17 protein-coding genes are annotated in these 18,366 nt (G+C 41.0%); 9 read left to right on the forward strand and 8 right to left on the reverse strand.

Annotated elements, in window-relative coordinates; all coding sequences use genetic code 11:
* Positions 1–166 precede the first annotated feature (166 nt).
* The gene (locus ACM0OP_RS14470) at positions 167–2,620 is read right to left on the reverse strand and encodes an ATP-dependent Clp protease ATP-binding subunit (protein ID WP_414529120.1); all 2,454 of its coding nucleotides are present in this window, start codon (positions 2,618–2,620) and stop codon (positions 167–169) included.
* Positions 2,621–2,853: 233 nt separating this feature from the next.
* On the opposite strand from ACM0OP_RS14470, the gene ACM0OP_RS14475 reads away from it, so the two are divergent.
* On the forward strand, positions 2,854–3,150 hold the full coding sequence (locus ACM0OP_RS14475; RefSeq protein ID WP_414529121.1) for a DUF3288 family protein: 297 nt from the start codon (positions 2,854–2,856) through the stop codon (positions 3,148–3,150).
* 53 nt (positions 3,151–3,203) lie between these two features.
* On the opposite strand, the gene ACM0OP_RS14480 is transcribed toward ACM0OP_RS14475, so the two are convergent.
* Positions 3,204–4,679 (reverse strand): MlaD family protein, encoded by a 1,476-nt coding sequence (locus tag ACM0OP_RS14480; protein ID WP_414529122.1) that lies wholly within the window; start codon positions 4,677–4,679, stop codon positions 3,204–3,206.
* Between the two features lie 17 nt (positions 4,680–4,696).
* Positions 4,697–5,479 carry an ABC transporter ATP-binding protein gene (locus ACM0OP_RS14485; protein ID WP_414529123.1) on the reverse strand — a complete coding sequence of 261 codons (783 nt, stop codon included), beginning with the start codon at positions 5,477–5,479 and terminating at the stop codon, positions 4,697–4,699.
* A gap of 165 nt (positions 5,480–5,644) precedes the next feature.
* On the opposite strand from ACM0OP_RS14485, the gene ACM0OP_RS14490 reads away from it, so the two are divergent.
* The 3 genes from ACM0OP_RS14490 to ACM0OP_RS14500 all read left to right on the forward strand — a co-directional run bounded on the left by ACM0OP_RS14490 (position 5,645) and on the right by ACM0OP_RS14500 (position 7,964).
* Positions 5,645–7,183: a phytoene desaturase family protein gene (locus ACM0OP_RS14490; protein ID WP_414529125.1), complete on the forward strand. Its 1,539-nt coding sequence runs from the start codon at positions 5,645–5,647 to the stop codon at positions 7,181–7,183.
* A 125-nt stretch (positions 7,184–7,308) separates the two neighbouring features.
* Positions 7,309–7,548, forward strand: a complete 240-nt coding sequence (locus ACM0OP_RS14495; protein WP_414529126.1) for a hypothetical protein — start codon at positions 7,309–7,311, stop codon at positions 7,546–7,548.
* Positions 7,545–7,964 (forward strand): type II toxin-antitoxin system VapC family toxin, encoded by a 420-nt coding sequence (locus ACM0OP_RS14500; RefSeq protein ID WP_414529127.1) that lies wholly within the window; start codon positions 7,545–7,547, stop codon positions 7,962–7,964. The genes ACM0OP_RS14495 and ACM0OP_RS14500 overlap by 4 nt, the downstream gene beginning before the upstream one ends.
* 80 nt (positions 7,965–8,044) lie before the next feature.
* On the opposite strand, the gene ACM0OP_RS14505 is transcribed toward ACM0OP_RS14500, so the two are convergent.
* Positions 8,045–8,680: a restriction endonuclease subunit R gene (locus tag ACM0OP_RS14505; RefSeq protein WP_414529128.1), complete on the reverse strand. Its 636-nt coding sequence runs from the start codon at positions 8,678–8,680 to the stop codon at positions 8,045–8,047.
* Between the two features lie 74 nt (positions 8,681–8,754).
* Entirely contained in the window at positions 8,755–9,345 is a 591-nt protein-coding gene (locus ACM0OP_RS14510) for a DUF3611 family protein (protein WP_414529129.1), read from the reverse strand.
* 351 nt (positions 9,346–9,696) lie between these two features.
* Here ACM0OP_RS14510 and ACM0OP_RS14515 point away from each other — a divergent pair, with 351 nt between their 5' ends.
* On the forward strand, positions 9,697–10,170 hold the full coding sequence (locus tag ACM0OP_RS14515) for a TspO/MBR family protein (RefSeq protein WP_414529130.1): 474 nt from the start codon (positions 9,697–9,699) through the stop codon (positions 10,168–10,170).
* On the opposite strand, the gene ACM0OP_RS14520 is transcribed toward ACM0OP_RS14515, so the two are convergent.
* Both ACM0OP_RS14520 and ACM0OP_RS14525 read right to left on the reverse strand, forming a co-directional pair.
* On the reverse strand, positions 10,151–10,813 hold the full coding sequence (locus ACM0OP_RS14520) for a PAP/fibrillin family protein (protein ID WP_414529131.1): 663 nt from the start codon (positions 10,811–10,813) through the stop codon (positions 10,151–10,153). The genes ACM0OP_RS14515 and ACM0OP_RS14520 overlap by 20 nt on opposite strands.
* Entirely contained in the window at positions 10,810–11,526 is a 717-nt protein-coding gene (locus ACM0OP_RS14525) for a M15 family metallopeptidase (RefSeq protein WP_414529132.1), read from the reverse strand. Before ACM0OP_RS14525 ends, ACM0OP_RS14520 begins: the two co-directional genes overlap by 4 nt.
* 232 nt (positions 11,527–11,758) lie before the next feature.
* Between ACM0OP_RS14525 and ACM0OP_RS14530 the strand changes: the two genes are divergently transcribed.
* From ACM0OP_RS14530 to ACM0OP_RS14545, 4 genes are all read left to right on the forward strand, one after another.
* Positions 11,759–12,013, forward strand: coding sequence for a TIGR03643 family protein (locus tag ACM0OP_RS14530; RefSeq protein WP_414529133.1), 255 nt, complete (start codon positions 11,759–11,761; stop codon positions 12,011–12,013).
* A gap of 226 nt (positions 12,014–12,239) precedes the next feature.
* Positions 12,240–13,739, forward strand: a complete 1,500-nt coding sequence (locus ACM0OP_RS14535; RefSeq protein ID WP_414529134.1) for a cryptochrome/photolyase family protein — start codon at positions 12,240–12,242, stop codon at positions 13,737–13,739.
* A gap of 516 nt (positions 13,740–14,255) precedes the next feature.
* Entirely contained in the window at positions 14,256–15,047 is a 792-nt protein-coding gene (locus ACM0OP_RS14540) for a tryptophan-rich sensory protein (protein WP_414529135.1), read from the forward strand.
* Positions 15,025–16,212, forward strand: a complete 1,188-nt coding sequence (locus ACM0OP_RS14545; protein WP_414529136.1) for a DUF4336 domain-containing protein — start codon at positions 15,025–15,027, stop codon at positions 16,210–16,212. Before ACM0OP_RS14540 ends, ACM0OP_RS14545 begins: the two co-directional genes overlap by 23 nt.
* A 332-nt stretch (positions 16,213–16,544) precedes the next feature.
* Here ACM0OP_RS14545 and ACM0OP_RS14550 read toward each other — a convergent pair whose 3' ends face one another.
* Positions 16,545–17,888: a helix-hairpin-helix domain-containing protein gene (locus ACM0OP_RS14550; RefSeq protein ID WP_414529137.1), complete on the reverse strand. Its 1,344-nt coding sequence runs from the start codon at positions 17,886–17,888 to the stop codon at positions 16,545–16,547.
* Between the last annotated feature and the right edge of the window lie 478 nt (positions 17,889–18,366).

The raw sequence follows: 18,366 nt of genomic DNA on the forward strand, positions 1-18,366 counted from the left end.
GTAGGGAGTAGGGAGTAGGGAGTAGGGAGTAGGGAGTAGGGAGTAGGGAGTAGGGAGTAGGATAAAAGCCTTTACTCAGCAAACCCTAATTACTCATGTAGCATAAAAAAATCCCCTAGTAAGACTACCAGGGGAAAAGTTCTCTTTAACTGAATTGGTTGAAATACTAGCCAGCATTAGCTAAGAGTAACTCACGCTTTTCTGAGCCATGTATTGTTACCTGATTGTCATCATCAATATCTACAGTGGCTGTCACTCCATCGGTGACTTCTCCAGATAGCATGGCTTCAGCTAGAGGATCTTCTAACAAGCGCATAATTGCTCTGCGTAAAGGTCTAGCACCATAACTGGGGTTATAGCCTTCTTCGACTACACGCTCTTTAAAGCGGTCTGTAACTTCTAAAGTGATGCCTTTTTCAGTCAAGCGGCCTGCAAGTTCTTTCAGCAGAATATCAGCAATTTGCTTGACTTCATCCTTAGCCAATTGGGTAAAGACGATAATGTCATCCAAACGGTTGAGAAATTCTGGGCGGAAGTAGGCTTTTAGTTCCTCATTCACTAGGTTACGAATGCGGGTGTAGCTAGCATTGGCTTCAGTATCAAACTCAAACCCTAAACCACCGCCACCTTTTTCAATTACCTTGGAACCAATATTGGAAGTGAGAATAATTAAGGTATTCTTGAAGTCCACTTTCCGACCTTTAGCATCGGTGAGGTGTCCATCATCCAACAGTTGCAGCAGCATATTAAATACATCGGGGTGCGCTTTTTCAATTTCGTCGAATAGCAACACTGCGTATGGTTTGCGGCGCACTGCTTCTGTAAGTTGACCGCCTTCGTCGTATCCTACATAACCAGGAGGTGAACCAATGAGTTTGGAAACTGTATGTCCTTCCATGTATTCGGACATATCGAGGCGAATTAAGGCTTCTTCGCTGCTGAAGAAGTAAGATGCTAAGGATTTAGCTAGTTCGGTTTTCCCTACTCCGGTGGGGCCTGAGAATATAAAACTGGCAATGGGACGATTGGGATTCTTTAACCCAACTCTGGCACGACGGATGGCACGAGATACGGCTGTGACAGCTTGCTCTTGACCAATTAACCGCTCGTGGAGTGTGTCTTCTAGGTGCAACAGTAACTCTGACTCTGATTCGGTGAGTTTGTTAACTGGTACTCCTGTCCAAGAGGCGACGATTTGAGCAATGTCTTCCTCATCGACAATGGGAGAGTTGACAGGTTGATCAGTTTGTGATTCTGCTTCTAGGTCGGCTGCGAGTTTCATTTCTTCGCCGCGCAGTTCTCCAGCTTTGTCAAAGTTCTGAAGTCTGATGGCTTCTTCTTTGGCTTTAGTGACGGTGACTAATTGCTGCTTGAGTTCTTTGTTGCTAGAAATCCGAGAGTTCCGCAGGCGCACACGAGAACCAGCTTCATCTATGAGGTCGATTGCTTTATCTGGTAGGAAGCGATCGCTAATGTAACGGTCTGATAATTCAGCTGCTGCAATTACTGCTTGATCAGAAATATGTACTTTGTGGTGCTGTTCGTAAGCGCTCCGCAAGCCATAGAGAATCTCAATGGTTTCTTGTATTGAGGGTTCCCCTACCAAGACTGACTGGAAACGACGCTCTAAAGCTGCATCCCGTTCAATATGCTGGCGATACTCATTGAGAGTGGTAGCACCAATACATTGCAGTTCACCGCGTGCTAGGGCTGGTTTGAGGATATTGGCTGCATCTAAGCCTCCTTCTGTACCACCCGCACCCACTAGGGTATGAACTTCGTCAATCACTAGAATAATATTGCCAGCAGAACGAACTTCTTCGACTATTTTTTTGATGCGTTCTTCAAAGTCACCACGAAAACGGGTTCCAGATATCAGTAGCCCCATATCTAGGCTGATAACTTGCTTGTCTAACAGAACTTCTGGAGCATCCTGATTGACAATACGTTGGGCTAAACCTTCGGCGATCGCAGTTTTACCAACTCCTGGTTCACCGATTAACACCGGATTATTCTTTGTCCGCCGACCGAGAATTTGAATAGTCCGCTCAATTTCCTTCGCTCGACCAACCACAGGGTCTAGCTTACCCTCTTGGGCTAATTTAGTCAGATTTCTGCCAAATTCCTCTAGGCTGAGGTTTTTACCACGCTTGGAACTACCGCCTGGACTCGCAAATACAGATGTACCTTCCCCTAAACGGCGGATGACATTTGTGCGGACATTTTTCAGGTCAACTCCTAGATTTTGCAGAACTTTGGCGGCGACACCTTCGCCAGCCTCAGTTAATCCCAAGAGTAAGTGTTCGGTATTGATGTAATTATGTCCCAAACTATTAGCTTCTCGGAACGATTGCTCGAATAAGCTTTTTACCTTGGGTGTAAAAGGTATCTCTGGTGGTACAAAACCAGAACCTCTACCGATAATTTTTTCGACTTCGCGGCGTGCTTCCTTGAGAGTAACGCCCAATTCCGCTAGCACTTTGGCAGCAACCCCAGTTCCTTCCCCGATTAGACCCAGGAGGATTTGTTCAGTTCCTACGAAATTGTGTCCCAGGCGACGTGCTTCCTCCTGGGCTAACATAATTACTTTAATGGCTTCGGAAGTGAAGTGTTCAAACATAATGGGTTTTTGCTCCCTTGCTGCTTTGGGCTTTGGGTGAGCTAAATCTTCACCCTTATTTAAACTTTTTTGTATTTTCTTAAAGATAATGTATCTTTATTTAAAGTTGCATGGCAGTGGTGAGAGCCGTATGGCGTGAGGTGTGGTTGCCGTCATGATTAATTTTGAGGGAATGGAAAGACTTAGTAATCTGGACTAGGGATGATTTGATTTAGGAAATACAGGTATAAAATATGTCTGAATTGCACGGAAATAAAGATCAACAACATCCTCTCTATAACCGCGATCGCCCCTCTATTCTTATTTTACTAGCTCAAGAGCCAACAAACTACAATTTAGCAGAATTAGCTAGGTTAAAAATTCGTTATCAAGGTTTTCCAGGAGCCAGAGATATTCAACAAGACCTGGATAAAATCTTGCAGCAGTGGGGTTTAACGGAAACTGAACTTTTTGAAAAAACTCGCCAGCTTCATGATGTCGGGGGAATTTATCAAAGTCGTGGAAAAAAAGAAGAGGAGGATTGGAATTAGGGAGTGTGGGGAGTGTGGGAGGTGTGGGGAGTGGGGGAAAATTAGCTTAAATCCTATGGTGATGAATCCAAATTCCTTTCTTCTCCATAATTCCTTAACTGTTGTAGTAGTTTTTCTTGGGATGTTTGGGAAATTGTGGCTGGGGAATTGGGTGACAAAACATTAACAGGAGCAGGTATGGTTTTGAGATTCAGCGCCTTTTGAGTAGGGTTGGGGAGGGGAATCTCAAGATTAGGTTTAGTGACGGGTTTTTGCTTAACCGTGGGTTGCTTAACAGCAGGCTGTTGAATATCAGAGTTATTAATTGCTGTTTTCAGGGAATCTAATCTAGCAGCTACCTTTACTTGTTCTTCCATTTTTTCTGTAGAAGATACCAAGCCACTTAACCCATTGACCAGTTGTATAAGATTTTGCCGGAAAGCAGGATCACCCGTCAATTCATCTAAATCAGAGGTAATTTTTTGGGTATTTTCAAAAGTCACTCTGGCTGAATCTAAGGTTTGCTGCATTAGCACTAAATTCTGCGGGTCAGTTAAGGCTGTAGAAGCATCCCGTAAATTGGCTGAGGCTTGGGCTGCATTTGCCGAAAGATTTTCTAAATTGGTGAGTAATTCCCCTTGGGCTATTTGATTCACCGCAGGTGATAAGCTATTAACTGTGATGCGGAGTTGGTTGCTAGTTTCGGTAATATTGTTCAAAGCCCCAACTAACGTACTCCGATTAGTTGTCACTAGGTCATCTAAATTATTCAACAACCGATTAGCTTGATTAGCTGTGGTACTAAATTCACTTGCTGTTGCACCTAATTGATCTACCGTTCTAGTGGCAGATACACTCAGTTCATTTGTGGCGCGTTGTACTGAATTAGCTGTAGCGGAAAATGTGCCTATTTGTTGTTCAAAGCTTTTGCTCAAGGTGCGGAAATCCTCACTCAGAGAGGCCACACTAGTGGCTGCTGCGGTTGAGCTTTCTAGAAGTCGATTCAATTTTTGATAAAATTGCGGGTCGTTGTATGTCGTAGCCAAATTCGTTGAGGTGCGAATTAGTTCATCAATACTGATCCCAATTGCACCCCTTAACCGAGAACCATCACAGATTATGAGAGTTGGGTCACAGTCATCAGCTAGGGGTGATGCGATCGCCCCCACAGGTATATCTGTTTTGGGTGTAATATCAATAATACTTTCACTAATTAATCCGCTTTGATTCGCTTCAATCACCACATCACTGGCAATCATTAAATCAGCTGGAGCAATTTCAATTTCCACCTCAACAGTATTTGATCCTGCTTGCACTCTAGAAATATTGCCTACTCTCACACCCCGATACCGAACTGGTGCGCCTCTTTGCATCCCACCAGCATTAGCAAATTCTACAATAAATTTGTATGAATTACTACCAGCAGTAAATCTATTCAACCAGAGAACAATCATTACAAATGCTCCCAGACCGAAGACAATAAGCAACCCCACGGAGCCTTCTCTTAATGTGCGTTTAGAGGCAAAGCTGTTTGTTATGATATCTCGCATATTATTTCTCCATCCACTTAGCCAGCTACCTGAATTGGACCATCCACACTGCCACTTATAAATTGTCTAATCAAGGGATTTTCAGTATTATCTATATCACTAACTTTACCTTGCCATTGCACTTTACCTTGATAAAGAAAAACTAGTCTATCAGTAGTGCGGCGAATCGTACTATCTTGGTGCGTCACAATCGCATAAGTGCTACAGACTCCTTGTGTCAATTGTAACTCACGAATTAAATCTTCAATAACCGTTGAAGCAATAGGGTCAAGTCCGGCTGTGGGTTCATCGTACAGTAAAACTTCTGGTCCTTCTGCGAGATTATCAGGATTAGAGATAATCGCTCTGGCAAAACTCACCCGTTTTCGCATTCCCCCGGATAGTTCAGAGGGGTAGAGATGGCTAATTCCCGATAAACCCACCATTTCTAACTTTTCTTTCACCAGTGCTTGAATGCGCGATCGCGGTATCTTGGAATGTTGATACAGTAAAAAACCCACATTCTCATCCACCGTCAAAGAATCAAACAAAGCCGCCTGTTGAAACACCATCCCAATACCGATAGGATCAGTGCTGTCCTCAATTAACCCATCTCGCCTGACCCCTTGGACATAAATCTCTCCACTATCAGGAGCCAATAATCCGGCAATAATCCGTAAAACCGTTGATTTACCAGTACCAGAAGGGCCAATAATCCCCAAGGCTTCCCCCCGATAAATAGTCAAATCCACATTATCCAAAATTTTATTATTTCCAAAAGATTTAGAAATACCTTTCAATTCAATTAATGGCTCATTCATTATTCATTATTCATCAATAAGCTTCAGTCCAGAATAAATGAAAACAATTAAATCGCCTTCTTTATCGGCGTTTTACCCTTCGGGAAGCCGCGCTGGGCGCGTCTACGGCGGCTAATCATTCTGCTCCGAACCATACATATATCATTAACCATTACACATTAAAATATGAACTCAGCACTAAATCCTCAACACCCTCAAATTGATGTCATCGTTATTGGTAGCGGTATCGGCGGTTTATGCGCTGCTGGTTTATTAGCTCGTTATGGTAAACGAGTGATTGTCTGTGAAAGCCATAGCATACCAGGTGGTGCAGCCCACAGCTTCAGACGACGGGGATTTGAATTTGATTCTGGCCCCTCTTTCTATTGTGGTCTTACAGATCCTCAGAGTTTGAATCCCGTAACACAAGTTCTTACAGTTCTAGGGGAATCACTCCCAGTCATACCCTACGATCCCTTTGGACACTACCACTTTCCTGAAGCTATTTTTGCAGTTTATCGCCATAGCGAGAAGTACCTTGCTGAATTGGATAAAATTACGCCCCAAGGTGCTAAACAATTCCAACAATTTGCCCAACGCTTATTAAAGCTATACGCAGGAATGAAAGGTATTCCCACTTTAGCTTTAAGGGCAGATTGGCAAGTGATTTTAGTATTAATCCAACGTTACTTTTCATCATTGGTGAAAATGTTACCCAACTTACCCCTGGTGCAGTCTTCTGTGGGTAATGTCATGGATGCTACAGTTAAAGACCCTTGGGTACGGCGGCTAATTGACCTGGAATGCTTTTTATTATCTGGTTTAAAGGCACACGGCACAATTGCCCCAGAGGTAGCTTTTATGTTAGGTGAACGTACCCGTGCCGGGGTGGAATATCCTGTGGGCGGAAGTGGTGCAATTATTAATGCATTGGTGCGGGGTTTAGAACGTTGGGGGGGTCAGTTACGTCTGGGGTGTCATGTTGAGCAAATCTTGGTGGAATCCGGTCAAGCTGTGGGTGTAAAGTTGCAAAATGGCGAAATTCTCCAAGCTCCCATAGTCATTTCTAACGCAACGATTTGGGATACCTGTAATAATTTGTTACGCCCTGAAGATTTACCTGCATCCTATCGGCAAGTTGCATTAGAAACACCCGCAATCGATAGCTTTATGCATTTACACTTAGGCATTAAGGCGACTGGTTTAGAAAATTTAACGGGACATCATGTAGTAGTTCATGATTCTAGTCAAGATATCACCGTACCGGGTAATACTTGCATGATTTCCATTCCCAGTGTGTGGGATGCAACCTTAGCACCAGAGGGACATCATGTAGTTCATGCTTACACTCTGGAACCTTATGCTGGATGGGAACGAAATGGCGGGTATGAAGAGAAGAAAACACAGAAAGCGCAAAGTTTATATCACGCTTTAGAGCGAGTTATTCCCGATATTCGTGAGCGTGTGGTGTTGGAACTAATTGGGACACCGCTAACTCATGCTGGTTATCTGAGACGATATCAGGGAACTTACGGCGCGGGTATAGTTGCGGGTCAGGGGATGTTTCCTAGTACGCAAACTCCAATCAAGGGTTTGTATCGTGTGGGTGATAGCACTATGCCAGGAATTGGTGTCCCTGCGGTAGCTGCTTCGGGTATTTTGTGTGCTAATTCCTTGGTAAGTGTGCGGGAAATGGGGGAGTTATTGGATGGTTTGAAGTTTTAGGGTTGCTGAGGGGAAAGGGGAATTATTTTACAAAGGTTTAATTTTAATCTCTAAAATAGAGATATCCTAGTGTTCCTAGTTGCTAAAATTAAGCACACAGATTTAACGTTAATAAACTTTGCTGTATGAAAATTAAAGGTATCAAACGCAAGAACACCATAGAATTATTTCAGGAAATACAAATTCCTGATGGTCAGGAAATAGTGATTGAAATTATACATGGAGAACCTAAAAAAAATGGAATTAGTGAGTCTCAGTTCTGGCAATCACTAGAAAAATTTCGCCAAGAACAAGAATTAGAAATAGAACCAGAAGTTTTTGCAAATGTGAGAGATACTTCACCAGGACGTGAGGTAAACTGGTGAGTCTGCGCTTTTTATTAGATACTAATGTTTTCTCTGAGCCATTGCGCCCAATTCCTAACTCGAATGTTATGGAAATGATACGACAGTATGAAAATGAAATAGCTACAGCAACTGTTGTCTATCATGAAATACTTTTCGGGTCTTATCGTCTTCCAGATTCAAAAAAACGTCGGACTATAGAAAAATATCTCCAAGAAGTAATTCAGCCTAATATACCTATACTACCGTATGATAATAACGCTGCTAAATGGCACGCTTTAGAAAGAGCGCGTTTAGTAGCTATTGGCAAAACACCATCATTTCCAGATGGTCAAATTGCTGCAATTGCTCATGTTAATGATCTAATTCTTGTTACTAATAATGTATCAGATTATGCTGATTTTCTCGATCTTCAAATCGATAACTGGTTTTTATAAGCTACTTTGAATACCTGATACTTAAGACTATAACGAAGTCAATATTTTTGCAAAACTAAACTGAGGATTGAAACGATTAGTCACATCTGACAAATGGCTTTTAAAACTTGTAATAATTCAGATCCACGCGGAGGTTCCATAAAATTTAATAATGGCATCAAGTGATAAATGGGAGGATTACCCTGTTCAATATAAACGAATTGATAACCTCTGCCATTAGTTGTTAAACCCCAAACAGATGGTTGATTATTTAAACTTTTATAAGAGTAAGTGAGCAGTTGAGGTAAGCCTGTTGATATATCAATTTGACTATTTTTTGATTCAATTAAAAGTATCCAGAAATGTACTTGAGATTTGCTATGTTTAGCTTTACTAATAGCTAAAATATCCATCCTACCTTTAATTGTGGTATTTTCATCTTCAACCTCAATATCAGCAATATCTTCTTCTAGACAAATCTCGATAGGATAGCGATAAAATCCAGCTAATCTCAGCAAGGGTGCAAGTACCAGAAATTTCACCTGTCCTTCCGAAACTTTCCCGGCTGTAAGATATCTATCAAAGTCATCCTGAACCTGTTTCAGTTCCTGCTGTTCTACTCCGGTGAGAGGTTTCAGGGATAACAGGTGAGAAAATGAGTCACTGTACTGTTTTTGAAAGCCAAACAGACGCTGAACATCTTCTAGAGATAAATTACTAGCATTGAGAATTGTCATTGATTTTTATGGGATGTGAACTAGGAATACTTAATTACATTAATAGCAGCTATTCCCTACTCCCCATTCCCTCTTTAATGTTGATGCACTTTTTCTAGTAACCAGATGGAAGCAACCGTACCGACAAAATGAGCCGCAATTCCATTGATGTTAGCTACGACTATGAATACATCCAGCGCTCGAATAATCTTGTTGGGGTCAGTAATTGCTACTCCTGGGGGTTGGGATACGGCTTTCGCTACTAGTACACTAACGCTGATTCCTGCGCCTAAAATAGTGATTAGTATTCCGACTAAACTCAGCAAAATTCCCATGCGAATGGCTCTGGTTGTATCCGTTTTACTAGGATGCAAAGTAGGATTAATATTACCTAAGCGTCTACCGATGCGGGTGTAACGGAAATCCCAAAATACGCTAAAGAGTAATAATAAGATGCCAATTATAGCCCAGATTACACCAATTCCTAAGCCTGGATTCGCTTGGTCTGTAAAGTTACGTCCAGGAGAAGCGAACAACAATAATAACCCAGAAACCAGCGCTAATGCCAATTGCACCCACAACAAAACCCAACCTGTGAGACGAATTTGATGGGCAATTTTTTGTATTCTATTTCTATTATGATGTGATGTGGCAAGCGATGATCGCACTTCTGTTTTTGGTTGCATATTTATTATTTATTTACCTTACCCCCACACTAAATCATATTTCTACCGCCCTGAGTTATACACCTAACTACGGAGATAATTAGCCCTCAATCTTTAGGAATATAGAAATCCGGTTTGATTCCTGTTCGCGTAGCGTGGCGTAAAGCCTGACGGCATAGCTGCGCTTAGAGCCATAATTACTTTTAGAGACAGGGAACAGGGAAAATTAGTAACAGCATAGTGATTTTTTTGAAAAATCAAATAGGAGTCCTATATTCCTGCGTACACTAAGAAATAATTATTAAATTGACAAAATATTAATATGAAGCATGATATTGAAAGATAGGTAGCAAAATGTAAAGGATATGGGACATGATTAGATCGTGGATGGTAATTGGGGGTGTAGCTTTTTTAGTTGCGTTAGTGGCTAATGTGATTACGCCTAGCGATATCCAATGGTTTAAACGTTTACAAAGACCGAGATGGTTAACTTTTGAAGGGGTGATTCCTATCATCTGGACTGTAATATTTATTTGCGGTGCTTGGTCAGCTTATATTATTTGGGAAAGTAATCCCGGAACTACAAGAACTTGGTTATTTATGGGTTTATATTTACTATTAGAAATAGTTACTATCGCCTATACACCTGTAATGTTCCGCTTGCGTAGTCTACGGGTAGGCACAATTTTGGGTGGCACAGGTTTTGTAATTTGCTTAATATTAATATTGGCAATTTTACCTATTTCTATGCCCGCAGTATTACTATTAGTCCCTTATTTACTCTGGAGTCCCATTGGTACTTATACGACTTGGGAAATGATTAATCTTAATCCTGAAGATGCTTGACAATTTCACCTAAGTCATCGGCTTTACGCAAAACGAATAAGCTACCATCTCCGCCACGACCAATTCTGAAGTTTTCGTCTAAGTAGGTAATATCCAGAGTAGGTACTCTACCTTGGGGACCCTTAGCAGGAATTACTTTAAAGGGGTTGAGTTGGGGAGCGTGAATACCAAACAGGTTCTCAATGGAGAGATAGCGTTTTTCAAAAGTTACATTGATACGTTGATTTGGTAGGGGGGATAAATCATCTGTGGCTGGTGCAAAACTAGCTGTTACTTTCACGAAACCAGAAACTATTCCCAAAGGATGTTTGACAAAAGCTAAGTTAAAAAATAGTTGATTATTGACATCAATTACTTGATAAACTTCACCTAATTTTAATCCTAATGGTAGAGAATCTAAAGAACGAATTTCTCTAGCTGTGGAGTAAAGCAATTTCCATGCACCATTGAGTAAAGAAATTGCGTTGACAAGAGGTTGGGGATGAGGATTGCAGTTTTCTAATTCTGTAACCAATTGGGCAATTTCTGCGTTTAAGTTTTGGTCTAACTGCAAATCGGTAAGAGGAGATTTTAGATTGCTTTTGGTTTGCATCTCCTCTAGGGAAGTTTGTAATTTTTGCTGTAATGAAAGTCGATTATTCAAGGTTTAAATGTTTTGCGGCCATAATGTGCAGTGGAAGGGTGAGCCGGATTACTTTGATTATACAACCAAGCCCACATCTGATCACCAAAGGAAAAATGCCACCATTCTCTGGGATTACGTTGGAATCCAGCTGTGGACATGACATCATACAATAATTGCCGATGGGCTTGATATTGTTGGGCTTCTGGATGATCGCTATTGCTATAGTAATGGGGATGCGATCGCTCTGACAATTCATCAATGGGCGAACCCATATCAACTATTTCACCAGCATGATTTACCAAGGTAACATCTACAGCAGCACCGGTACTGTGGGGAGGGGGAGTATTTTCATCCCAACTGGGTACAGCCCAAATTTCGTACACTGACTCCCAAAGTTGTTGGCGTTGGGTTGGTGATAACTCAGCTTCAGTTAATCCCTGCTGTTGTAGCGCTTGGGCAAAGCTGTAATCTACCATAAACTGTTGTACAGCTACAGGACGATAAGCATCAAAGATTTGGATATACCAATGAGGATGGAGTGATTGTAAATAATTTTGGGCTTGAATTAAGCGATCAATCACACTTTGGCGGAGATAATAAGGTGAAAGTTCTTCATAGTTTGCACCCAGTTTTTCATAAGGATGGGGAGATTCCACTGCAAATAATTCTACAGGTATTTGCACCAGCAGTTCATCACATTCTATTATCGGGATTTGGTGATAAGGTCGCATTAGTTTTTAGTAATTATTAAACGCAGATGGACGCAGATAAACGCAGATAATTTAGTATTTTATTAGACTAGTGCTATATTTAGAATTTCATGCGATCGCATGAATTACAGCAGCCAAAATCAGGGATTTTTGAGAATCATCCTGTTATACTACAAGTAGGTTGCTTTGAACAACCAAATCCAAGATTTTTACTAATTTTTTACCCATACATTTGCCTAACCTGCAAAAATATATGAAATTACCTGAACTAGATTCTATAAGTATAGATCGGATCATAGAAATGGCCTGGGAAGATAGAACACCTTTTGAGGCTATTGAAATTCAATTTGGCTTATCGGAAAAAGAGGTAATTAAGCTGATGAGAAAGGAAATGAAAGAATCTAGTTTTAAAATGTGGCGCAAGCGAGTTACCAAGCGCAAAACAAAACACCTGCATGAGCGAGATTTTATCGCTGGTAGATTTAAATCTCAGAATCAAAAAACCTAAAACTGCAATTTAATTAACTAATTTTAAGGGGAGGATTCCAATTTGGCAAAAATATGGAAACTGATGCAAAAACCCTATAATAACCTCTTCCCTTGGCGTTCTTTGCGTCTAAAGCCCAAGGGGCATAAGCTGCGCGTTAGCGGAGCTTTCGCCTTAGCGATAGGCGGTTCGTTTATTTCATAAATAAATTAAACTTGCACATTTGGGATGCTCCCATTTTTAAGTAATGAATATTGGTATTTGGATATTAGGCGACCAGCTTTCGCTAGAACAAGCAGCGTTACAAAGTTGTTCTGATCAACAGAATGTATTTGTAATATTTATCGAATCAATACAACATATTCAAACTCGTCCTTATCATCAACAAAAGCTAGTTTTGGTTTGGTCAGCGATGCGGCATTTTGCCCAAGAATTACAGCAACTAAAGTATTCGGTGACTTACAAAATAGCTGAAGATTTTGCTAACCCACTGGATGAATGGGTCAGGGAAAATGAAATTACCGAGTTGCGGGTAATGACACCAAATGACCGACCATTTAGCGAGATGATTGAAAGTTTAGACCTTCCTTGTGAAATCAGTCTCATTCCTAATAATGGTTTTTTGTGGAATACAGCAGAATTTAATAATTGGGCTTCTGGTCGGAAACGTCTGTTAATGGAGGATTTTTATCGGGAAGGAAGGCGACGGTGGCAAATTTTAATGGAGGAAGATAAACCAGTAGGAGGAAAGTGGAATTTAGATAAGGAAAATCGGCAACCTCCCAAAGGAAAGTTAAATCCACCTGCTGAAAAATGGTTTAAACCTGATGAGATTACCCTTGATGTGATTGCTAAAGTTAAGTCGCTGAAAATTCCCACCTATGGAAATTTAGAGCCATTTAATTGGGGAGTAAGTCGTCACGAAGCACTACAAGTTTTAGATTGGTTTATTCAATATCGTTTACCCGATTTTGGTACTTATCAGGATGCGATGCTAACAGGAGAAGAAACCTTATGGCACGCTTTAATTTCTCCTTACTTAAATCTGGGATTACTCCAACCTTTAGAAGTTATTCAAGCGGTGGAAGCAGCTTATAAGCAGCGCCAAATATCATTAAATAGTGTGGAAGGGTTTATCCGGCAGGTATTAGGTTGGCGAGAATATATGCATGGTATTTATCATTTTGTAGATGTAGATTATCCTGAAAAAAATTGGTTTAACCATACTCAACCATTACCACAATTCTTTTGGACTGGTGAGACTAAAATGAATTGTTTACACCAGATTATTAATCAAGTAGAACGTACAGGTTATGCCCATCATATTCAACGATTAATGGTGTTGAGTAATTTTGCATTGATTGCTGGAATTGAGCCACAAGCGATGAAAAACTGGTTTCATGCAGCATTCATTGATGCTTATGACTGGGTAATGGAAACTAATGTCATTGGTATGGGTTTATTTGCTGATGGCGGGGTGTTAGCATCCAAGCCCTATGCTGCTTCTGCTAACTATATTAATAAGATGAGTAATTATTGCAAAAGTTGTGTTTATGATCACAAGGAACGCATAAGTGAAAATGCTTGTCCGTTCAATTTCTTTTATTGGGATTTTCTGCACCGACACTGTGATCAACTAAAATCTCAAGGAAGGATGAGTTTTATTTTAAATAATCTCGATAAAATGTCTTCTGAAGAACTCAATTCTATTCGCCAGCAAGCTGAAGATTGGCACATTCATCACTAAATAATGCCATTAGTAAAAACAACTCATCTATCTATATTTTAGTTTTTTAAAATTATTGATGAAGACTTATTTGTGAGGCTGCATATTATTTTTACCCCAACCCTAGCTCCTTCCCACAAGCCTATAGTGTACAAACAAGTCGGTAAATTCTCGTTTGTGTCATAAGACCCCACCCCTAGCCCCTCCCCGCAAGCGAGGATGGGAACTGGATTTCTGGTTAAATTATATTTATGTCTCTTTATCTTAAATTGCTATTATAGCAATTCCCATTCAAGTGAAGTACAAGCAGTAATAATTAAACGCAGATGGACACAGATAAACGCAGATAGTTTTGTACTTTATTAGACTAATAAACGCTATTAGGTGCAAATCAAGGTATTTTTACTATTTTACATATTTGTTTAATAAGATTATAAATGCTGATGAGAATCTGATTACAATGTGTGGTAAGTCAAGTTTTGCTGGATAAAGATGTAAAATTAAAGCAGATAAAGATATAATTTCTCTGCTTATTTTATGCAAAATTCTACATCTGGAAATAACCAGGATTTTATCCGCCAACTGGCAACGCTAATAGCAATTGTTGCTGGTTTTGCTGTGAATGTGGTATCAAATCTTTATCCTCCCAATGGACTGAGGATTGGAGAGGTTTCTAATACTTTATTCGCTAATGTGCTGATTATTCCGGCTAACTATGCTTTCGCTATTTGGGGATTAATTTATTTAGGTTTATTCGCTTTGGGAATCTACCAATTTCTACCTAACCAGAAGGATGATGTAGATTTACGCAAAACCGGATATTTGTTGGTACTTGCATCTGTGGCTCAAATTGTCTGGGTATATCTTTTTTTGTATAGACTTTTTGGTTTTTCGGTGATCGCTATTCTGTTAATTCTGCTATCCCTGATTGCTGTTTACTTGCGTTTAGAAATTGGTAAAAAGCGTGTTTCTCAGATGAAGAGATGGTGCGTTCATTTCCCTATTAGTATTTATTTGGGTTGGATTAGTGTGGCGACTATTGTGAATGTGGCTTCTTGGTTGTATTTGCAAGAATGGAATGGGTGGGGCATTTCGGCGGAATTATGGACTGCTATGATGTTGTTGGTCGCTTTTGCGATCGCCGCAGTCATGGCGTTACAAAATCGAGACTTTGCTTATTCAGGAGTCACAGTTTGGGCATTGGTAGCGATCGCAATCCAGCACTGGAACAATTCTTTACTTAGGAATGTATCCTTAATTTTGGCAATTGCCTTGATGGTGATAATGTTGACAAAAACTTTAAGCAATGAACGGACAGCAAACTCATAATCCCAAAGATTGGTTATGGCCTTTTTGGCCTGCTGTACCACTTTATCCCTACAGTAAGCGGCGGACAATTTGCTCGGAAATAGTCAAGGATACAATCTGGACTTTTGACCAGCTGCAAGGCATTCTCTATACTGTAGTGCCGATTCGGATGACTGTAGTTAAACTGTCCGCCGGGGGGCTTTTGGTTTATGCGCCAGTGGCTGCTACTCGTGAATGTCTCCGTCTGGTTAATCAGTTAGTCAGCCAGCATGGGGATGTGAAATACATCGTTCTCCCAACTAGTTCTGGTTTAGAGCATAAAGTTTTTGTCGGTCCTTTTGCCAGAAAATTTCCCCAAGCACAGGTTTTTGTCGCTCCCCATCAATGGAGTTTCCCTTTCAATTTACCTTTGAGTTGGCTGGGTTTTCCGGCAAAACGCACTCAGGTACTTCCTGAAGATAGTAGCCAAAGTCCTTTTGCTGATGACTTCGATTATCAGATATTGGATATTAATTTGGGACGGGGTTCTTTTGTAGAAGTGGCATTTTTCCACAGGCGATCGCACACTTTGCTACTGACTGATTCTATAGTGTCTGTACCAGAGGAACCACCAGCTATTACCCAATTAGACCCATACCCCTTGCTGTTTCATGGCCGGGATCATGCTTGTGAGGCGATCGCCGATCATCCAGAAAATCGCCGTAAAGGATGGAAACGTATTTGCCTATTTGCCATTTACTTTCGTCCCCATTCCCTGGAAACAACTGGATTAGGGCAAATGTTCCGCGAGGCTTTCCAAGCACCACAACATTCACCACAGGCTTACTTTGGTTTATTTCCCTTTCGTTGGCGAGACGATTGGCAAAAATCATTCCAAATTCTCCGCAGTCATGGACGTGTGTTTGTCGCCCCGATTCTGCAAATTCTCATTCTCCCCCAAGGCCCCAAAGAAGTCTTAATTTGGGCTGATCAAGTTGCACGCTGGGATTTCCGCCAAATTATCCCCTGTCATTTTGATGCTCCCATTTCCGCTACTCCCCATCAATTCCGCGAAGCATTCAATTTTCTGGAAAAACAATCCCCTGCAATTCAACCTTTATTAGCGGAAGATATGCAATTCATTCACGAACTTGAGGCTAATCTCCGCAAACAGGGAATCGCCACACCACCTCAAGAGAAAGTCTAATTCTCGTTTGTGTTGGTTTATTGGAGAAACGAACCGCCAAGACGCAAAGAACGCCAAGGAAAGAAGGAAGAAAGTTTCGGCGCGGTTTTCGGAAAGCAGGGCTGTTTCGTTCCCTAAAACGGTTAAAATCACAAGTGTCAAAGAGATAAAAATTGAGGGCAAATCCACAATTAGGACAAGAAATTTTGGTATCTTCAGCCCGAAATACCTGATTTTTCTTTGCGTCTAACGCACTTCGTGCTTCGCTTCGCTGATGCGCCTTTGCGTGAGATTATCCCCTTGACAAATCTCCAACACAAGCGAATGAAACAGCGCGGTTTTCGGAAAGGGGATTAGTTCCCAATTAGGGGTTGTAAATGAGCAGTAAATCTGGCATTTTGCAACGCTTGAACTGTTAGCCGAGAATCTTGTACACAAAATTGCCAACCAAACCGCACTAACTGACGAGAATTTTCCGATTGGACAATTCCAATCACTGGCATATTTGCTTTTTCTTTATCTCCTGATTGTTCCTGTAAGATGGTTTGCAAACGGCGTAATTCTTCAATGTCACGCGCCTGTTGAGGGTTTAATTCTACCATGACCATTTTCACTGTTTCCACTGGTTCTACGTCTTCCACAATCAGTTGAGTTTGGTCATCTCGGCGATCTACTTTACCCCAAATGATTAACCTGACATCAACTTGGAGTTGATCGCTAATGCGTTCATAGGTTTTGGGGAAAACAACGGCTTCCGATTGTGCAGTTAAATCTTCTATTTGCAAAATTGCCATTTGCGCCCCTTTTTTGGTCATGACTTTTTTGACATTATTCAGCATGATCACGGCGCAAATTTTGGTATCTTCTCTTTGGTCGTTAAGCTGTGCGAGGTTAATGGGACTCAGGACTGATGCGGCTTTGGTTAAAGATTTTAAAGGATGATCGGAAACATAAAATCCCAGCAATTCTTTTTCCATGCGTAACTTTTCTTGGGGCGGAAAATCCCCTACAGGTTCGGCTTTGGGAACTACATCAAAAGCATTACTGGTTTGAGTATTAGTAGAACTATCGCCTAACAAATCAAACAGATTTCCCTGACCGCTAGCTCTATCTTTGTCACGGGATTGCGCCCAATCGTAAACCAAGACTAAATCACAAATTAATTGTTGTCGGTTTGATTCAATTTTGTCGAAAGCCCCACAGTGAATTAATGATTCTACAGTCCGGCGGTTAACAGCACGCAAATCCACGCGATCGCAAAAATCCGCCAGTGATTGAAATTCGCCACCCTCATTTCTGGCTAACAAAATAGAGGCGATCGCATTTTGTCCCACATTCCGTACTGCTGTAAATCCAAATAAAATTTTGCCCGCAGCAGGTGTAAAATCTAGTCCAGAACGATTAATATCCGGTGGATCAATAGTAATACCCATGCTGGCGCAGTTATTAATATACTTCTGCACCTTATCCGTATCGCCACTGTTAGCCGTCAACAGCGCCGCCATATACTCCAATGGATAATTAGCTTTTAAATATGCAGTTTGATAAGTAACATACCCATAAGCCGTAGAATGGGATTTATTGAAACAGTTGGAGGCTATGAAACCATTTTTTATCGCAAAATTATGGTCACGCTTCACTCCAATGTCATAAACATTTTCTCGACCAACAAATTTACGCGCAGTGATTTTAACCATTTTTATAGGGATTGGGGATTGGGGATTGGGGATTGGGGATTGGGGATTGGGGATTGGGGATTGGGGACTGGGGACTGGGGACTGGGATAAATAAAAAATCAAATATTTTTAGCACCCACTTCTAAAAAAGTAGTGAATGGCATTTGATGATAATTGTAGCTTTAACAGTTCCGGATACTGCGGATCATCAAAGATTTTGGGCAGAGGGATTGATGCTGAAGCGAATGGTGTTAATATAGTCAAAATATAAGATAAGTAGACAGCGTAAAAGTATTTCCGAGGTGGAATACTGCGTGATTGCGTAGCCTACGTAACTAAATAAACGCAAAAAACCGGTTTGTTAGAGTACGGCAAGACAGTCCGGATTTTATGCTTGGGGAGAAAATGCCTCAGCTTCGACAAGTAACGTCAAAGTCAGCAGTTTCGCATAACCAAGAATTTCCTGATTTATCACAGTTGTCAGGTAGCTTAGAACAAA

Source organism: Nodularia chucula CCY0103 (assembly GCF_963923915.1).
Classification (GTDB): domain Bacteria; phylum Cyanobacteriota; class Cyanobacteriia; order Cyanobacteriales; family Nostocaceae; genus Nodularia; species Nodularia chucula.

What these genes read in the sequence shown, in the direction of transcription:
- ACM0OP_RS14495 (WP_414529126.1), top strand. Translation starts at nt 7,309, where the DNA reads ATGAAAATTAAAGGTATCAAACGCAAGAACACCATAGAATTATTTCAG.
- ACM0OP_RS14545 (WP_414529136.1), top strand. Translation starts at nt 15,025, where the DNA reads ATGAACGGACAGCAAACTCATAATCCCAAAGATTGGTTATGGCCTTTT.
- ACM0OP_RS14470 (WP_414529120.1), bottom strand. Translation starts at nt 2,620, where the DNA reads ATGTTTGAACACTTCACTTCCGAAGCCATTAAAGTAATTATGTTAGCC.
- ACM0OP_RS14515 (WP_414529130.1), top strand. Translation starts at nt 9,697, where the DNA reads ATGATTAGATCGTGGATGGTAATTGGGGGTGTAGCTTTTTTAGTTGCG.
- ACM0OP_RS14510 (WP_414529129.1), bottom strand. Translation starts at nt 9,345, where the DNA reads ATGCAACCAAAAACAGAAGTGCGATCATCGCTTGCCACATCACATCAT.
- ACM0OP_RS14505 (WP_414529128.1), bottom strand. Translation starts at nt 8,680, where the DNA reads ATGACAATTCTCAATGCTAGTAATTTATCTCTAGAAGATGTTCAGCGT.
- ACM0OP_RS14485 (WP_414529123.1), bottom strand. Translation starts at nt 5,479, where the DNA reads ATGAATGAGCCATTAATTGAATTGAAAGGTATTTCTAAATCTTTTGGA.
- ACM0OP_RS14490 (WP_414529125.1), top strand. Translation starts at nt 5,645, where the DNA reads ATGAACTCAGCACTAAATCCTCAACACCCTCAAATTGATGTCATCGTT.
- ACM0OP_RS14540 (WP_414529135.1), top strand. Translation starts at nt 14,256, where the DNA reads ATGCAAAATTCTACATCTGGAAATAACCAGGATTTTATCCGCCAACTG.
- ACM0OP_RS14530 (WP_414529133.1), top strand. Translation starts at nt 11,759, where the DNA reads ATGAAATTACCTGAACTAGATTCTATAAGTATAGATCGGATCATAGAA.
- ACM0OP_RS14525 (WP_414529132.1), bottom strand. Translation starts at nt 11,526, where the DNA reads ATGCGACCTTATCACCAAATCCCGATAATAGAATGTGATGAACTGCTG.
- ACM0OP_RS14535 (WP_414529134.1), top strand. Translation starts at nt 12,240, where the DNA reads ATGAATATTGGTATTTGGATATTAGGCGACCAGCTTTCGCTAGAACAA.
- ACM0OP_RS14475 (WP_414529121.1), top strand. Translation starts at nt 2,854, where the DNA reads ATGTCTGAATTGCACGGAAATAAAGATCAACAACATCCTCTCTATAAC.
- ACM0OP_RS14550 (WP_414529137.1), bottom strand. Translation starts at nt 17,888, where the DNA reads ATGGTTAAAATCACTGCGCGTAAATTTGTTGGTCGAGAAAATGTTTAT.
- ACM0OP_RS14480 (WP_414529122.1), bottom strand. Translation starts at nt 4,679, where the DNA reads ATGCGAGATATCATAACAAACAGCTTTGCCTCTAAACGCACATTAAGA.